General features: G+C 47.8%; 16 protein-coding genes and 1 pseudogene. 6 read left to right on the forward strand and 11 right to left on the reverse strand.

The annotated features are described in order from the left end of the window. Positions 1 to 134 precede the first annotated feature (134 nt). Together ascF and ACRDD5_RS06265 are read left to right on the forward strand one after the other, a co-directional pair. Positions 135 to 1,586, forward strand: coding sequence for a PTS cellobiose/arbutin/salicin transporter subunit IIBC (gene ascF / locus ACRDD5_RS06260; RefSeq protein WP_438676230.1), 1,452 nt, complete (start codon positions 135 to 137; stop codon positions 1,584 to 1,586). Between the two features lie 19 nt (positions 1,587 to 1,605). After that, on the forward strand, positions 1,606 to 3,030 hold the full coding sequence (locus tag ACRDD5_RS06265; RefSeq protein WP_438676231.1) for a 6-phospho-beta-glucosidase: 1,425 nt from the start codon (positions 1,606 to 1,608) through the stop codon (positions 3,028 to 3,030). 75 nt (positions 3,031 to 3,105) lie between these two features. Here ACRDD5_RS06265 and ACRDD5_RS06270 read toward each other — a convergent pair whose 3' ends face one another. Beyond that, a complete protein-coding gene (locus tag ACRDD5_RS06270; RefSeq protein ID WP_438676232.1) occupies positions 3,106 to 4,197 on the reverse strand; it encodes a peptidase domain-containing ABC transporter in 1,092 nt (363 codons plus the stop codon). Next, positions 4,137 to 5,234, reverse strand: a complete 1,098-nt coding sequence (locus ACRDD5_RS06275) for a cysteine peptidase family C39 domain-containing protein (RefSeq protein WP_438676233.1) — start codon at positions 5,232 to 5,234, stop codon at positions 4,137 to 4,139. Before ACRDD5_RS06275 ends, ACRDD5_RS06270 begins: the two co-directional genes overlap by 61 nt. Before the next feature lie 48 nt (positions 5,235 to 5,282). On the opposite strand from ACRDD5_RS06275, the gene ACRDD5_RS06280 reads away from it, so the two are divergent. Next, a protein-coding gene (locus tag ACRDD5_RS06280; RefSeq protein ID WP_438676234.1) for an IS3 family transposase occupies positions 5,283 to 6,394 on the forward strand; the annotation gives its coding sequence in 2 pieces (ribosomal slippage) (positions 5,283 to 5,544 and positions 5,544 to 6,394; 1,113 coding nt in all). Positions 6,395 to 6,474: 80 nt separating this feature from the next. Here ACRDD5_RS06280 and ACRDD5_RS06285 read toward each other — a convergent pair. From ACRDD5_RS06285 to ACRDD5_RS06325, 9 genes and pseudogenes are all read right to left on the reverse strand, one after another. Next, on the reverse strand, positions 6,475 to 7,740 hold the full coding sequence (locus ACRDD5_RS06285) for an HlyD family secretion protein (protein WP_438676235.1): 1,266 nt from the start codon (positions 7,738 to 7,740) through the stop codon (positions 6,475 to 6,477). After that, on the reverse strand, positions 7,740 to 8,678 hold the full coding sequence (locus ACRDD5_RS06290) for a hypothetical protein (protein ID WP_438676236.1): 939 nt from the start codon (positions 8,676 to 8,678) through the stop codon (positions 7,740 to 7,742). The genes ACRDD5_RS06285 and ACRDD5_RS06290 overlap by 1 nt, the downstream gene beginning before the upstream one ends. A 74-nt stretch (positions 8,679 to 8,752) precedes the next feature. Next, positions 8,753 to 8,950, reverse strand: coding sequence for a hypothetical protein (locus ACRDD5_RS06295; protein ID WP_438676237.1), 198 nt, complete (start codon positions 8,948 to 8,950; stop codon positions 8,753 to 8,755). 178 nt (positions 8,951 to 9,128) lie between these two features. Then, entirely contained in the window at positions 9,129 to 9,302 is a 174-nt protein-coding gene (locus ACRDD5_RS06300) for a hypothetical protein (RefSeq protein ID WP_438676238.1), read from the reverse strand. Positions 9,303 to 9,375: 73 nt separating this feature from the next. Further along, positions 9,376 to 10,551, reverse strand: coding sequence for a glycosyltransferase family 2 protein (locus ACRDD5_RS06305; RefSeq protein ID WP_438676239.1), 1,176 nt, complete (start codon positions 10,549 to 10,551; stop codon positions 9,376 to 9,378). Beyond that, positions 10,544 to 11,197, reverse strand: a complete 654-nt coding sequence (locus ACRDD5_RS06310; protein WP_438676240.1) for a hypothetical protein — start codon at positions 11,195 to 11,197, stop codon at positions 10,544 to 10,546. The genes ACRDD5_RS06305 and ACRDD5_RS06310 overlap by 8 nt, the downstream gene beginning before the upstream one ends. A gap of 56 nt (positions 11,198 to 11,253) precedes the next feature. Further along, positions 11,254 to 11,871, reverse strand: coding sequence for a hypothetical protein (locus tag ACRDD5_RS06315; protein ID WP_438676241.1), 618 nt, complete (start codon positions 11,869 to 11,871; stop codon positions 11,254 to 11,256). Positions 11,872 to 11,881: 10 nt separating this feature from the next. Beyond that, positions 11,882 to 12,367, reverse strand: a complete 486-nt coding sequence (locus ACRDD5_RS06320; protein WP_438676242.1) for a toxin-activating lysine-acyltransferase — start codon at positions 12,365 to 12,367, stop codon at positions 11,882 to 11,884. 555 nt (positions 12,368 to 12,922) lie between these two features. Next, a pseudogene (locus tag ACRDD5_RS06325) lies at positions 12,923 to 13,009 on the reverse strand (nitrous oxide-stimulated promoter family protein); the annotation flags it as partial. A 174-nt stretch (positions 13,010 to 13,183) separates the two neighbouring features. On the opposite strand from ACRDD5_RS06325, the gene ACRDD5_RS06330 reads away from it, so the two are divergent. Genes ACRDD5_RS06330 through ACRDD5_RS06340 form a run of 3 tightly spaced genes read left to right on the forward strand, consistent with a single transcriptional unit; the run spans position 13,184 to position 15,980 of the window. Then, positions 13,184 to 14,182: an ABC transporter substrate-binding protein gene (locus ACRDD5_RS06330; protein ID WP_271281719.1), complete on the forward strand. Its 999-nt coding sequence runs from the start codon at positions 13,184 to 13,186 to the stop codon at positions 14,180 to 14,182. Then, on the forward strand, positions 14,182 to 15,219 hold the full coding sequence (locus tag ACRDD5_RS06335) for a FecCD family ABC transporter permease (protein ID WP_438676243.1): 1,038 nt from the start codon (positions 14,182 to 14,184) through the stop codon (positions 15,217 to 15,219). Before ACRDD5_RS06330 ends, ACRDD5_RS06335 begins: the two co-directional genes overlap by 1 nt. Beyond that, positions 15,219 to 15,980 carry an ABC transporter ATP-binding protein gene (locus ACRDD5_RS06340; RefSeq protein WP_438676244.1) on the forward strand — a complete coding sequence of 254 codons (762 nt, stop codon included), beginning with the start codon at positions 15,219 to 15,221 and terminating at the stop codon, positions 15,978 to 15,980. The genes ACRDD5_RS06335 and ACRDD5_RS06340 overlap by 1 nt, the downstream gene beginning before the upstream one ends. The last annotated feature ends 3 nt before the right edge of the window (positions 15,981 to 15,983 follow it).

The raw sequence follows: 15,983 nt of genomic DNA on the forward strand, positions 1-15,983 counted from the left end.
ATAAAAAATGACCAAAATGTGATCTTGTTTGATCATGAGAAACTCTTCATGATTTTGTGGAACCGGTTTCCTATATAAGTTTCATCGCCCACCTGATGAAGACGTACCTTACTGATAAAACAGGATATAACCCGATGGCCAAAAATTATGCTGCGCTGGCAGATGCCGTTGTCAGCGCGCTCGGCGGCAAAGACAACATCGTCGCTGTCACCCACTGTATGACCCGACTGCGCTTTGTGGCGAAGGACGAGAGCCTGATCGACAGCGCCACGTTGAAAAGCATCAGCGGCGTGCTGGGCGTGGTGCGTAACGACAACCAGTGCCAGGTGATCATCGGGAATACCGTTTCCCAGGCGTACCGCGAAGTGGTGAACCTGCTGCCTGCCGACCTGCAACCTGCCGTGCCGCAGGGGCCACAAAAGATGACGTTTAAACGCGTGGGCGCAGGGATCCTTGATGCCCTGATCGGCACCATGTCCCCGCTGATCCCGGCGATCATCGGTGGTTCAATGGTCAAACTACTGGCGATGATCCTTGAGATGACCGGCGTGCTGACCAAAGGCGAACCGACGCTGACCATTCTGACGGTAATCGGCGACGGGGCGTTCTTCTTCCTGCCACTGATGGTGGCTGCGTCTGCCGCAGTGAAATTCAAAACCAACATGTCGCTGGCGATTGCCATTGCGGGCGTGCTGGTGCATCCGAGCTTTATCGAGCTGATGGCCAAAGCGGCGCAGGGCGAGCATGTTGAGTTCGCCTTTATCCCGGTGACGGCGGTGAAATACACCTACACGGTGATCCCGGCGCTGGTGATGACCTGGTGCCTGTCGTATATCGAACGCTGGGTAGATAAGATCACCCCGGCGGTGACTAAAAACTTCCTCAAGCCAATGCTGATCGTGCTGATCGCCGCCCCACTCGCCATTGTGTTGATCGGACCGCTGGGGATCTGGATCGGTAGTGCTATCTCCGCGCTGGTTTACACCATTCACGACTATCTGGGCTGGCTGTCCGTCGCCATCATGGGCGCACTGTGGCCGCTGCTGGTGATGACCGGGATGCACCGCGTGTTTACCCCAACTATCATTCAGACCATTGCCGAAACCGGCAAAGAAGGGATGGTCATGCCATCTGAAATCGGTGCCAACCTGTCGCTCGGCGGTTCATCGCTGGCGGTCGCCTGGAAAACCAAAAACCCGGAACTGCGCCAGACCGCGCTGGCGGCGGCAGCTTCCGCCATCATGGCGGGGATCTCGGAACCGGCGCTGTACGGCGTGGCGGTACGTCTGAAACGCCCATTAATTGCGAGCCTGATCAGCGGCTTTATCTGCGGCGCGGTCGCCGGGATCGCCGGTCTTGCCAGCCACTCGATGGCGGCACCGGGCCTGTTTACCAGCGTGCAGTTCTTCGACCCGGCCAATCCGATGACCATCGTCTGGGTGTTTGGGGTGATGGCGCTGGCGGTGGTGCTCTCCTTCGTGCTGACCCTGATGCTGGGCTTTGAAGATATCCCGGTTGAAGATGAAGCCGAGAAAGCGCGGGCGCTTCAAACCGCGCCGGTCCAGACCACAGAAGCACGCGCATAATTTGACTAGCGAGGTAAGAATGTCTGTTTTTCCACAAGGATTTTTATGGGGCGGCGCACTGGCCGCCAACCAGAGTGAAGGTGCGTACCGTGAAGGCGGCAAGGGCCTGACCACCGTCGACATGATCCCCCATGGCGCTAACCGCCTGGCGGTAAAAGTCGGTAAGGAAAAACGCTTTGCGCTGCGTGAGGACGAGTTTTATCCGAGCCACGACGCGATTGATTTTTACCATCGCTATAAAGAAGACATCGCCTTAATGGCCGAGATGGGCTTCACGGTGTTTCGCACCTCGATTGCCTGGAGCCGTCTCTATCCGAATGGCGACGAGCCGCTACCAAATAAAGACGGGATTGCGTTCTATCGCGCGGTCTTTGAGGAGTGCAAAAAGTACAACATCGAGCCGCTGGTCACGCTGTGTCACTTCGACGTGCCGATGCACCTGGTGACCGAGTATGGCTCCTGGCGCAACCGCAAGATGATCGACTTCTTTGCCCGCTATGCACGCACCTGCTTCGAAGAATTTAACGGGCTGGTGAAGTACTGGCTGACCTTCAACGAAATCAACATCATGCTGCACAGCCCGTTCTCCGGTGCCGGGCTGGTGTTTGAAGAAGGCGAAAACGAAGATCAGGTGAAGTATCAGGCGGCGCACCATGAACTGGTGGCCAGCGCACTGGCGACAAAAATCGCCCATGAGGTCAACCCGGAAAACCAGGTTGGCTGCATGCTGGCGGGCGGTAATTTCTACCCTTACTCCTGCAAACCGGAAGACGTGTGGATGGCGCTGGAGAAAGATCGCGAGAACCTGTTCTTTATCGACGTGCAGGCACGCGGCAGTTACCCGGCCTACTCTGCCCGCGTATTCCGCGAAAAAGGGGTGGTGATTGTTAAGGATCCGGGCGATGACCAGCTTCTGAAAAACACCGTCGATTTCGTGTCGTTCAGCTATTACGCCTCGCGCTGCGCCTCGGCAGACATGAATGCCAACAACACCAGCGCGGCCAACATCGTCAAATCCCTGCGTAACCCGCATATCGAGGTGAGCGAATGGGGCTGGGGCATCGATCCACTGGGCCTGCGCATCACCATGAACATGATGTACGACCGCTACCAGAAGCCGCTTTTCCTGGTGGAAAACGGACTGGGAGCGAAGGACGACATCGACGCCAACGGCGAGATTAACGACGACTATCGCATCAGCTATCTGCGCGAGCACATCCGCGCGATGGGCGATGCGATTGAAGACGGTGTTCCGCTGATGGGCTATACCAGCTGGGGCTGTATCGACCTGGTGGCGGCCTCGACGGGCGAAATGAGCAAACGCTACGGCTTTATCTATGTCGATCGCGACGATGCCGGGAACGGCACCCTTGATCGCAAACGCAAAAAATCGTTCTGGTGGTATAAGAAAGTGATCGCCAGCAACGGTGCCGATTTAGCGTAGTTTTTTGCCCGGTGGCGCAGCCAAATTTGCGGGTACCGGGCAATAAAAACGTCCTGCTGATTAAAGTCCTGTTGTCTACGCTTCGCAACAATCCTCTTTACCTCTTCCAGAAGAGGACGGTATCAACTTACCGTTTTCAAGCACCATAACTCGATCTGCAGAGGCAATAGTCTCAGGTCTGTGGGCAATCAACAGTATAGTTAAACCCAAGCCGCGCAGGGTATTGCCGATAAGAATTTCATTGGTCACATCAAGATGACTTGTAGCTTCATCCAGAATCAAAAGTCGTGGGCGTTTATATAATGCCCGAGCCAACAGCAAGCGCTGTTTCTGTCCACCAGACAAAGAATTGCCCAATTCGCCAAATAGAGTTTGATAACCCATAGGCAAGGCAATGATATCTTCATGCAATTGCGCGAGTACAGCACAATGCTGTGCCCTGGCTAAATCCATTTCTTGTGCAAAAAAAGTAATATTGTCGAGGATGGCCCCCTGGAACAACCGATCCTCTTGCATGACTGCACCTATAATTTGTCGAACCTGCCCAAAAACTTCTTGATGGTGATCTATTCCAAAAACCCGCAACCGTCCTGCAGAAGGTTGATATAGTCCTAAGATCAGTTTAGCTAATGTTGTTTTACCACACCCTGAGCGACCCACTAACGCGACCACTTCACCGGGCATAATACACATATCAGCCTCAGTTAAGATATTCACGTCTCCTTGACCATAGCTGAAGGCTACACTTTCCAGTTTCACTACCGGCCCATCCATTTTATTTAGAGGAAAAAAAGTGGAAACTGATTCAACTGCCTGGAAACTTCTTTCCTTTGGAGTCAGTACTATATCTGCTAATCGCTCGTTATAAATATCAAGCATCTGCCACGCAAAAAACTTATCAATAAGGCCATTAATGCTGGACGTGAAACGCCCTTGAAATGACATGTATGCAACCAACATACCGACAGAGAATTGACCTGATAATACTGCTTTGGCGCCAAACCATAGTACAGCAGCACCAACCACACTACCAATGACTGTATTAGCGATATCGTAATTAATGATTAATTTACTTTCACGTAACTGACTATTACGCCTTTCAACATTCAGATTACGCCATGCAGACTCACGCTGAGGTAATGCCCCATTAACTCGCAAACTGAGCATACCGTGCAGTGTTTCCAGAAATGACTAGACTCGAGCGTACTTGCCGTCCAACTGACTTCGGATGCCTTGCGTAAGGTACTAAACCACATTAATCGCAGCAAACAATATAACAGCGCAGCACCCAGAGCCACCATTGATAGTGGCACACTGTAAAGCAGCATCATGCTCAACGTACCCATTATCAACAACACATCCAGCAATGCCTCTAATATACTGGTAGTAAGTGTATTCTGAATGGTATTGACAGCATCAAATTTGGCACTGATATTCCCGATATCACGCTTCTCAAACCAGTCAATTGGTAGACGTAAAAGATGTTGAAAAACATTGGCGGTCCACTGCATATTGAAATTCACCGCCATTGTCAGCGTAGCCCATTGCCTTGCCAGGCCAATCAGCATCTGAGTTGTGCTCATTAATAACATAGCAATAATAATTAACACTAATAGACTATCATCTAAAGCCACCAGGACTTCATCAATGACGATTTGATTAATTAATGGACTTAATAGCGCGAAGACTTCTAACGCTAAAGCGAAGCAGAAAATACGTATCATTGCTGCTTTCAGTCCCACGGTACGACCTATCAGTTCAGCAAGTTTTATTTTATGACGCTCATCGCGCTGGACAAAATCGTGGGTTGGTGTCAGTTCCAGTGCAATACCTGTAAAATGTCGATCTGCTTGCGACATCGACATTCTAATTTCGCCACGCGCAGGGTCATGTATTTCTAATTTGTCACCACGCACCCGTTTAAGTACAACAAAGTGGTTAAGATCCCAATGAAGAATGCAAGGCATAACAAGGAGGTTAAGCTCCTCAAGCTCAACACGAACCGCGCGACCTGTCAGTTTCAAGTTTTGAGCGCACTCTATTAAATAAGCGAAAGTCATTCCGTGTGTTGAAATGTTGAATTTTGAACGCAAATTTGGCAAATCAATACGGTGACCGTACCAACCCGCTATCATAGCAAGACATGCTACACCGCATTCCGCAGCTTCAGTTTTGTAAGCATCCCGCTTAAACGAACCATTCATTTTTAGAGATCTTCCGACATACTGATTATGTCCTGTGAGGAGATCACCATGCGTAAAGCCCGATTCACCGAACACCAGATCATTGCCGTTCTGAAGTCCGTCGAAGCCGGACGTACCGTTAAGGATGTCTGCCGTGAAGCCGGTATCTCTGAAGCCAGCTATTACAACTGGAAAGCGAAGTTTGGCGGTATGGAAGCCTCTGATATCAAAAAGATGAAAGACCTGGAGGATGAAAACCGTCGCCTCAAACAGATGTTTGCTGATCTCAGCCTTGAATGCCGGGCACTTAAAGACGTCATCGAAAAAAAGCTTTAAAACCAGCGATAAAGCGTGAGCTCGTCGGTTATCTGACTGCGCAATTTACCATGAGCATCCGCCAGGCCTGCAGGACGTTATCGCTGAGCAGGACGGTCTATTTTTACCAGCCCGATACCCGGCGCGATGACCCGGTGATCCAGGCACTGACTGAGCTGGCGGAGCGCTATCCGCGATACGGGTTTAAGAAGCTGTTCCAGATGATACGCAGGCAGGGTAACGCCTGGAACCATAAACGCGTTCACCGGATTTACTGCCTTCTGAAACTGAATTTTCGTCGCAAGGGAAAACAGCGTTTACCCGCGCGTAACCCGGCGCCACTGGTGACGCCTGAGGCCCTTAACCAGAGCTGGTCCATCGATTTTATGCATGACGCGCTGGTCTGCGGCAGACGCTTTCGGACCTTCAATGTGGTTGATGACTTTAACCGCGAAGCCCTCGCAATAGAAATCGATCTGAATATCCCGGCGCAGCGGGTGGTCAGGGTGCTGGACAGAATCGTGGCAAACCGGGGTTATCCACTAAAACTGCGGATGGACAACGGACCGGAATTGGTCTCACTGACGCTGGCGCAGTGGGCTGAAGAGCATGGAGTGATGCTGGAATTTATCAAACCGGGAAAGCCAACGCAGAATGCCTTTATTGAACGGTTTAACCGGACCTACCGGACAGAAATTCTGGATTTTTATCTGTTCAGAACCCTGAATGAAGCGCGGGAAATCACAGAGCACTGGCTGATTGAATACAACAGCGAGCGGCCTCATGAATCCCTGAATAACCTGACACCGGAGGAGTACCGGTTGATGGCCGAAAACTCGGAAATCTCAAAAAGTGCATGGAACTAAAACGGGTGTGCTTACAGTTTGACGTATGAGGGGCAAGCGCGGACGCCAATGAAAATGCAAATTTTCTGTCCATTCCATGGTTAAATCTTCCCCTGAAGACTCCACAAAGGTTCCAGCAACCATTCATAAAGATGGCGACTCTCCAGTTCTACATCTGCTGCGACAGTCATTCCAGTACGGAGCGGTTCTTGCCTTCCATAAACTGTCACACTTGATTTATCTGGTTCCACAATAACGCGATAGTGTCCTTCATTCTCTTTCCAGACTATCGGGTTACGCGGCATTACATCGACAGAACTTAAGCTAGTGCGGGTGATGGCGCGGGTTGTACCGTACTGCACGCCAAATTTTTCGTACGGGTAAGCAGCAAAACGCAAGCCTACTCGCTGATTAGGCTTTATAAAGCCCACTGATTTACTCGTTGCGTAAAGTTCAATCTGCAAATGTGATGACAGAGGTACAACCGTTAAGAGAAGTTCATTCTGGTTGACCGTTTGTCCTTCTCTAACCATTACAGCTGCAATGTGACCCGCTACGGGCGAAGTTAAGGTCACCTCCGCCTGTGCTTGCAGTTCAATTTTTTGTTGATGAATCCCTTGTAGTAAACGATCCAACTCAGCCTTACGGCTCAGGCCTTGCTGCTGCAAACTCTCTTGTTCAGTTTCAATTTCAGTTAATTCTCTTTGCAAGCGATGTTGCACCTGCCTGTTATTTTCAACATTGGCTTCAGTTACAGCCAACTCGATCTGTTTGTGCTGAAACTCAATCTCAGAAACATATTTATTTCCGACCAGCAGCTGGTAACGCTCCATTACCGATTTCGTAAGCATCGCCTGTCGTAATGCTAATTTCAGAGCTTCATTAGCACTTCGCAGTTCATCTTTTAATTGGCTTTCTCGTCTTTGTAAACCTCGTAATTGCATTATGTTAGTGTCCATCTCTTGTTGCTGTTGCTGCTCTAACATCTCATACTGTTGCATCATAGACAGTTTAAGTGTTGCCAGAGTCGCTGTTCCCATGCCGTCATATCTTTCACTACTTAATCTATAAAGCAACTGCCCTGAAGAAACCATATCCCCTTCTTTCACAAGAAGATTCTTCACAAATCCTTCTGTACGTGCTACTACCTTCACAACCCCTGTAGACGGCATTACTACGCCTTCCAACCGCGCTTTACGGGTATACGTACCGAGGATCAAAAAAGCAATTAATGCACAAACCAAAGCGCTACTAAGGCAAGCGAATATAGTCATTCCAGGAGCAGGTGAAATTAACACCCTACCTTCACTACGCGTGCTCTGAGCAGAGAAATAAGCTTTTCGATAAAGATGATGGTTGTCATTCATTATTCAACACGTGATTTACTGGAACATATATCCGGCCCACATTGGCATATTTTAGTATGACAAATGGTTGGTTCCTTCGGTAAATTTAGAACATCATCATAAATACTGCCGATTGGCCCATCTTGCATACACCATGCACGATAAATATCCCCGTCAAAAGTAATTATGATATTTTCAATACCGGAATGACAATGCCAACCGCTAAAGTTATTTTGTTGATTAACGAGCAGATCAAAAGTACTTTTGCACTTAACAGATCCATCACGATATACAACATCCATTGTACCGCGAGGGTTAGGGATATTTTTGATAGTTTGATGACCACTGAATTCAACCATAGTCTTCTCCTGAGACTTCGTGTACGCAAATCTGCCAGAAATCCCTCCACCACCAAACCCGTGATAGAGCGGTTGCAGTGATATTCCACAATCAACTTGTTGGCGTAATTTCTCAGCAAATATCAAACATTCTGAAAAACGTTCAGGTAACATCATAACATTAACCTGTAAACGTGTAGTCGGAGAGTCTGCAACCGTTTTTGCCACCGCAATAAAATGGTTTTGTGATTTTATTTGTTCGGAGTGATAGCTCAAACTAACACTGTGCAGCATTGGAGTGTGCTTTTTCCACCATGCTAACGGAGTGGAAGCATTAGATATTATTGATACTAAGCCATGACGCTTGTGAATTGCACATAGAACTTTGCTAAACCAGGCAAGGTATGTTACCTCTCCACCACCAAATTCAAAATAAGGCGAAACCCTTCTGGTTTCACAAGATTGAAAGATGCTGTCAATAAATTTCAATACAGCATCCAGTGAAGAGGATTTTACTTTCCCATTGTGTAAACCTGGATGACAGTAGGTGCAATTATAATTGCAAATAGTCGTCAACGCCCAATTTATGCCGAAATATCTCCTACCTTCATTAGTTTGCATCAAGATATTATACTCCATATACACCCTTATCCAATAAATATAATATCCACTCGCTACAAATCATCAATCGATAATTACTTCCGATTATTTTCATATTCCACTAACATATCGTTTATTTTAAACAACCCCATAAATGAAATCACTACAATAACGACATCAAATATTGATAAATCATTACCATCGAAATAAACCCCAACTTGCCCAAAGCTATATATTAATATTGAAGAAGCCATTACATTCACTGTTTGTCGAAATATTATAACTTTATTCATTTTAACCACCCTCACAAACATCAATTTCATTATGCGCGATGAAGTTAAATCATCGCGCTATTTTTATTGGCTAATGAAGTATGTTACCAACCACATTTTCCCATGCCGCCACTATATGCTCCACCTATAGCCCCGGCCCACCCACCACCAGTAAAACCGCCATTAATAGCGCCACCAATTACTCCTTGCACACATGCTCCACTAATAGCTCCTGCATTTGACGAGCCTCCAACCTGACCGTTAGCTTGTCCTCCATATCCAATACCTGATGAGCCATTTGATTGATTAGATGTAGCAACACCATCCCCCCACCATCGATCATCATAATTTCACCAGCAGTTAAACAATACATTAGATGTCTCCTTGTAATTTGCAGCAATTGTGGGCTGCACCACATTTACCCAGCTGGTAATTCATACCAGACCTTAGCGTGTCAACCACTTTTTATTTCCCTTAGTTATTTCATCTATATAACCAAGGATATTTGGCGTCCAAACAAGTAATTCAAGGATCAAAATAAACATCGGCACTCGTATTACATCTGTGAATGTCGCATTCTGCCTATTGCTACAGAAAGTAATATAAGCAAAGGTAATAATTAAATATAAAATGAGTGTGAATAAGCTAATTAAAATCGGCAACCAAAACTGAAAATAAATCAGTACAGGCAACATTATCAACCCAGGAGGTAACAGCAACTGCATGCTTGTAATAGCAAACCAGGGTGTAAACAGCACACCTTTCCAGACAGACACATGCCACGCCGTAACAAATGCTTCAACCCTTCCGCGAGCCCATCGTCTTCGCTGACGAAAAAAACCCAGTAAAGTTTGTGGACACTGTGTCGTAGCTAAGGCATCAGCCGCATAACCTGTATGAAAATTCATTGCCAGAGCCTTCCAACACCAGGAAATATCTTCAACCAGCCAATTACCCCAGCCTCCTACGGCTTCAACTGCACTTGCTCTATGTGCAACAAACGCTCCTGATAAAATAGGTACGCGTCCGAGACGATCTTGAGCGCAACGAATCGCACCATGAAAACCGATCAACTCATAAAATTGCACATCGTCCAGTAGAGTTCTTCGAGGATTTTCCGGTGATAATGAACCACATACAGCGGCACATCTAGGATTCTGCCAAAGCCGGGCTGCCAGATGCGCTATTCCTTCAGGCTCAATAAAAGTGTCACTGTCGACTATCACATATATATCCCCTTTCAGCACACCAGTAGCTAATGCATAGTCCAACGCAGTGCCTTTACGTCCACCATTACATTCACGTGTAATCAACTGATAATCCTGTAAATGAGGTTTTAGTAGCCACAATTTAAGATATTCAGGAGTGTCGTTAGTTGAACCGTCATCAATAATTACCACATGTAAGGGCTTTGGATAATTCTGTTTTTCAATATGGTCTAATACCTTTATTAAGACAACTGCATCTTCATTATAAACTGGCAACAGAACTGAAACGCCTGGTAATTCTTGGTGTTGAGTTACACGCTTTTCTGAAAAAATAAATATAGCAAATAGCCCTAGTGTCATGGCACATGTAATGACTGGTGGGATAGTTAATATCAATATAATGATTTCACGCACGATCTGTCTCCCGGCCAATGTAACTTTCTATAAGCTTGCTAATGCTCCCGCGATCTGCTCCGTAGTTAACTATTTTATCTTTAATCGCCTGCGTCAGCGTATAAATTGAAAATCGTTTATGCCTTAATGGAAACATTGTAGAAGATGCAGAAATCCCTAACGGTAATAAAGCACTTGATAATTGATTGATGAAATCATTATTATCAAAGCCATTAAATATTTTTGATTTTCTCTTGCCGTTGCGTAATTTCTCCTTAACTTTACTTCCGTTCTCCTCAAGAAAAACTTCGCAACCCTGTAAACCTACATGCAAAGCTAAAGCCTTGTTTTCCTGCTTCTCAAGGCAATCATAAAAATAGGCAATCAAAGTATTTAGCTGCTGCTGATTCAATTTTTCAGGGTGGTATTTATTAATAAAGAACCCTAAGTGACGTAACCACTCTGCAATCAGATGATGGTCGTCCCATACACCTCCCTGACCAGCGGCTAAAAGATAGTTATCAAAATCTGATACTGACGATAGTGTGCCAAAGTCCAGAAAGCGTCCATCAATTGATATATTTGAACTTGTCAGTGACCCATGCGGAATACCCTTTATTCGTGAAACCGCGATTTGACATGCCATTCTTTTTACAAAATTTGTCAAACCTGTAACTAATCCCTTTTCTCCTCCAGGAAGAAAATGATGTAACCTTTCAACAGCTAGCTGAACACGCAGTGCATCATCATTTCGTAATTGAATATATTTATTTTCTGGCCAAAAAAAGTAGCTCGTTCAAAATGTGCTGGTCGGATAGCTATTTCGCGAATAGCCAAAGCACATGGTTGCACATGATTTCCTGGCCGCCCATAACTAGCCTCAATCCATGCACCTGTTTTTATAATTGCCAGAGTACGTATAGCACCATAAGGCAATTCGCGATGACAGATTTCTCCCCACACAGCCTCAGAAATAGCTTTAGTCAGACAGAGTTTTCCATGAGAGTGATCTTTATCGATATTTATGGCTATTAAAGGATTACGCCCTATGCCTTTAATTTGCCAGTTATTAAAAATACCGCAACGCGCACTGCCACCATTGCAAGCCTCATAACGTGATCCATACCTGTCAGCAAGAAAAATTTTCCAATCTTGTTCGTTTAGACCAGATTGTGAAATATAGTCATGTGTAACATAAGCATAGTTACTGAGTAGTTCATCTTCAGTCAAGCCTGCCATTTCATGCATTTCTGGGTTTACCCATACCAGTTCAGGTGCATTCAATTTCATTACTTTAAAAGGAACGTAACTATGATCTGGAAGTACATTATATATTGGCATTATGCTGTCCCTAAAAATTTAAACAACATCCATGTGGCTTGATTCTATTCCGCGTGGACCATCGATAATAAACTGAATTCAAGCCTAATTTTCTCAGTTCCCGGCGTTTCTTTAATAATTGACGCAAGCAGGGAGTGGTATTGTCCAAACAGCAAAAGTCTATAATGACCAGGTTATCCCCTTCATTCCATTCAGAAGGGTGTAGAATAAATCGTTCGTCGTTGATATATCTTCTTAATGTTTCTTTATTAACCCACGCCCAACTGATGTAGCCATAAGGTTGAACATCTCCCTCACGCCATAAAAAAAGATACTGATGATGAAGAACTGCAGGTTTCACCCAATGAAGAAAAGAGCAAATGTCTATACCTGCGCAGTCTGGTATCCGGGCACAGAGCTCAAGCAATGCTCCTATTTGCTGCTGATTAGTATCCCTGGATTTATCCGTTAACGGGTGAATCGCAGCGTTGATAATACTAATTTTACGCAACTCCATGTCGCCCTCGGTACAATTAGTGAAAAAGCATATTTCTAACAATTTGTTCGCTTGTAAAATTAAAGCCTGTCAAAAACAAATTACATGCAATATAAAATAGCTTTTAAAATGATGACGTAGCATCTAAAATACGTTTCATTCCTTTAAACCCAATTTAAATATTTTCATAAAATAAAAAGGTGATGAAAATCAAAAAATCATAGTGAAAAAGAAAAAGGAATAAAATCACAAAAAATGTAAGAAATGAAAATTAATAAACCCTCAACTATAGATATACAACAGATTATATTGGTGCAAATAACTTACATACATCAATTCATCATAAAACATTCTTGATTACTCACAAAATATACACATGAGAAATCATATTACTCAGGATAATATTTACCCTTGTTATTGTAAAAATGGATACATTACATGAAATTATTATTGCGAAAGAATTTTCTAATCAGATTGTGATTCAAGAAAGATAATTTCAAGTCTAATTATTAAATAAATATCCACGCTCTTATTTATTTTAACGAACAACGGCAAATGGTATCCCATGTACCCGCATTATTTTTTCGGGCTGTACTTTTCCGGCAGCTCCGGCTCCGGACGGCGATCGTCAATCAGCTGGCGGAAAGTTAAAATCTGATGACGCAAGTGGACTGCCCGGCCCACCCCTTATGCAATAAACCCAATAATTTCATCGCGTTATTGTCATTCATTGACACCATCAATGTATCATTGTATAAAACTCCGCCGTAATAATGATATTCATTCTCAGCCAGGTGCCCGGGCTGTCAAAAATAAATTAATGAAGGATAGCGTTTCATGAAAAAGATCATCAGCGCATTAGGATTACTGATTGCAACTGCAGGTTCCGCTTTTGCGACCACGTATCCTCTGACGATTGAGAATTGCGGATTTAAAGAAACCTTCGCCAAAGCACCTGAACGCGTTGTCGCGCTGGGACAAAACACCGTTGAAATTCTGCTGCTGCTGGGCCTGCAGGATAAAGTGGCCGCCAGCGCCTTCTGGCCGACCAAAGTGCTGCCGCAGCTGGCCGAAAAGAATGAAAAAATCAAAACCCTGACCGTGGAGATCCCGACCTTAGAATCGATTCTGGCGCAGAACCCGGACTTCGTACCAGCCCAGTTGCCTTTACTGCTCGGCCCGGAAAGTAAAGTCGCGAAGCGCGAAGATCTGGCGACGCTGGGGATCAACAGCTATTTATCGCCGGGCATGTGCGCGACCAAAAAAGGGGTCGGCGATATGTACGGCAGCCGCCAGAAGCTGTGGGACATGGCATATCTCTACCAGGAGATTACTGATTTCGCGACCATCTTTAACGTGCAGCCTGCCGGTGAGGCATTGATTGCCGACTTCAAAAAGCGCGAAGCGGATCTGCGGGCTGAATTCAGCAAAAACAAAAAAGACCTCTCCTTTGTGTTCTGGTTCTCCAGCGCATCACCGTCATCTGACGCCTACGTTGGCGGCAAAAACAGCGCCTCCGGCTTTATCGCTAACGTGCTCGGCGGCCACAACGCCATCACCTCCGAGACCGAATGGCCGACCGTCGGCTGGGAAAGCATCATTGCCGCTAACCCGGATGTAATTGTGGTGTCCAGCCTCGACCGCAACCGCTGGGCGCTGGACAGCGCTGAGGAAAAAATCAAATTCCTGAAGAGCGATCCGGCCATCAGCCAGCTGGATGCCGTCAAAAAAGGTCACATTGTGATCATGGACGGCCAGGCGATGAACCCGACCATCCGTACTATTTACGGCGCGGAACAGGTGGGTGAGCAGCTCAGAAAAATGGGGCTCAATTAATGACCGCAGTGGTTCAACCCACCCGCCACGGGTGGTTTCTTCCCACCGCCGCCCTGCTGGCGGTGGTGCTTTTACTGCTGGTGATTGCCATCGGTGTCAGCGTGGGGGAGCTGTCGATCCCCCTGCAAAGCGTGTTCTATGCCTTCACCAATAAACTCGGCTTAACCGACGCGCCGCTCAATCGCATCTACGAGAGCGTAATCTGGGACTTTCGCCTGAGCCGGGCGCTAGTGGCCGCCTGCTGCGGCGCGGGGCTGGCAATCTGCGGCGCCGTGCTGCAAAGCCTGCTGAAAAACGCCCTCGCTGAACCCTACGTGCTGGGCGTTTCCGCAGGCGCGTCTACCGGCGCAGTCTCCGTGGTGGTGCTGGGCATTGGCAGCGGTACGGTAACCCTCTCCGCCGGGGCCTTCGCCGGGGCGTTTGCCGCCTTTGCCTTCGTGGCTTTCCTGACCAACGGCGCGCGCGGCGGCAGCGAACGCACCATCCTGGCCGGGGTGGCCGCCTCGCAGTTGTTTAACGCTATTACCGCTTACACCATCAGCACCTCCGCCAGCGCGCAGCAGGCGCGGGACGTGATGTTCTGGCTGCTGGGCAGCTTCAGCGGCGTGCGATGGCCGGAGTTGCAGCTGGTGCTGGTGGTGGTGCTGATCGGTCTGGCTGTCTGCCTGTATTACTCCCGGGCGCTGGACGCCTTCACCTTTGGCGACGATGCCGCAGCCTCGCTTGGCATTGCCGTGCCGTGGGTACGCCTGATGCTGTTTATCACCACCGCGTTGATTACCGCGACCATCGTCAGCATGGCGGGGTCAATCGGCTTTGTCGGACTGGTTGTACCGCACGTGATGCGCTTCTTCTTTGGCCCGCTGCACCGCACGTTGCTCATCGCCAGCGCGCTGGCCGGTGCGATCCTGATGGTGCTGGCGGATATCGCCTCCCGCCTGCTGATTGCCCCGCAAAGCCTGCCGGTTGGCGTGGTGACGGCGCTGGTTGGCGTGCCGTTCTTCGCCGTGATCATCTATCGTTCCAGGACTAAATAATGAGTATCAGCGCTGAAAACATCACCTGGAAGGTGGGCAAAAAGGTGATCGTCAATAATGTCTCTCTTGCAGTATCGCAGGGGCAGACGGTGGGCCTGCTGGGGCCGAACGGCTGCGGTAAATCCTCTCTGCTGCGGATCCTGGCCGGCCTGCGCCGCCCGCATACCGGCACCGTCGCGCTGGACGGCAAAAGCATCGCTGGGATGGCCAAAAAACAGTTCGCCCGTCGGGTGGCCTTTGTTGAACAACACGGCATGACCGATGCCAATATGCGCGTGCGCGACGTGGTGAAGCTGGGGCGTATCCCGCACCACTCCCCGTTTTCCAGCTGGACCCCGCAGGATGACGAGACCATTACCTCGGCGCTGAAAACCGTCGATATGCTGCATCACAGCGAGCAGGGCTGGCAGAGTTTGTCCGGCGGTGAGCGCCAGCGGGTGCATATCGCCCGGGCGCTGGCGCAAATGCCCACCGAGATCCTGCTGGATGAACCGACCAACCATCTGGATATTCACCATCAAATCCAGCTGATGCAGTTAATCAGTCAGCTGCCGGTGACCAGCCTTGTCGCCATTCACGATCTGAACCACGCCTCGATGTTCTGCGATGCGCTGATCGTGATGCAGCAGGGGCAGATTGTCGCCACCGGTACCCCGCAGGAGATTTTGACCGAAGACCTGCTGTGGGATGTGTTCCGGGTAAAAACCAAAATTGAGCTCTCGCCTTTCCATGGCAAAAAGCACATCCATTACCTCGTCTGAGGC

This window comes from Silvania sp. (genome assembly GCF_051656365.1).
Classification (GTDB): domain Bacteria; phylum Pseudomonadota; class Gammaproteobacteria; order Enterobacterales; family Enterobacteriaceae; genus Enterobacter; species Enterobacter hatchlandensis.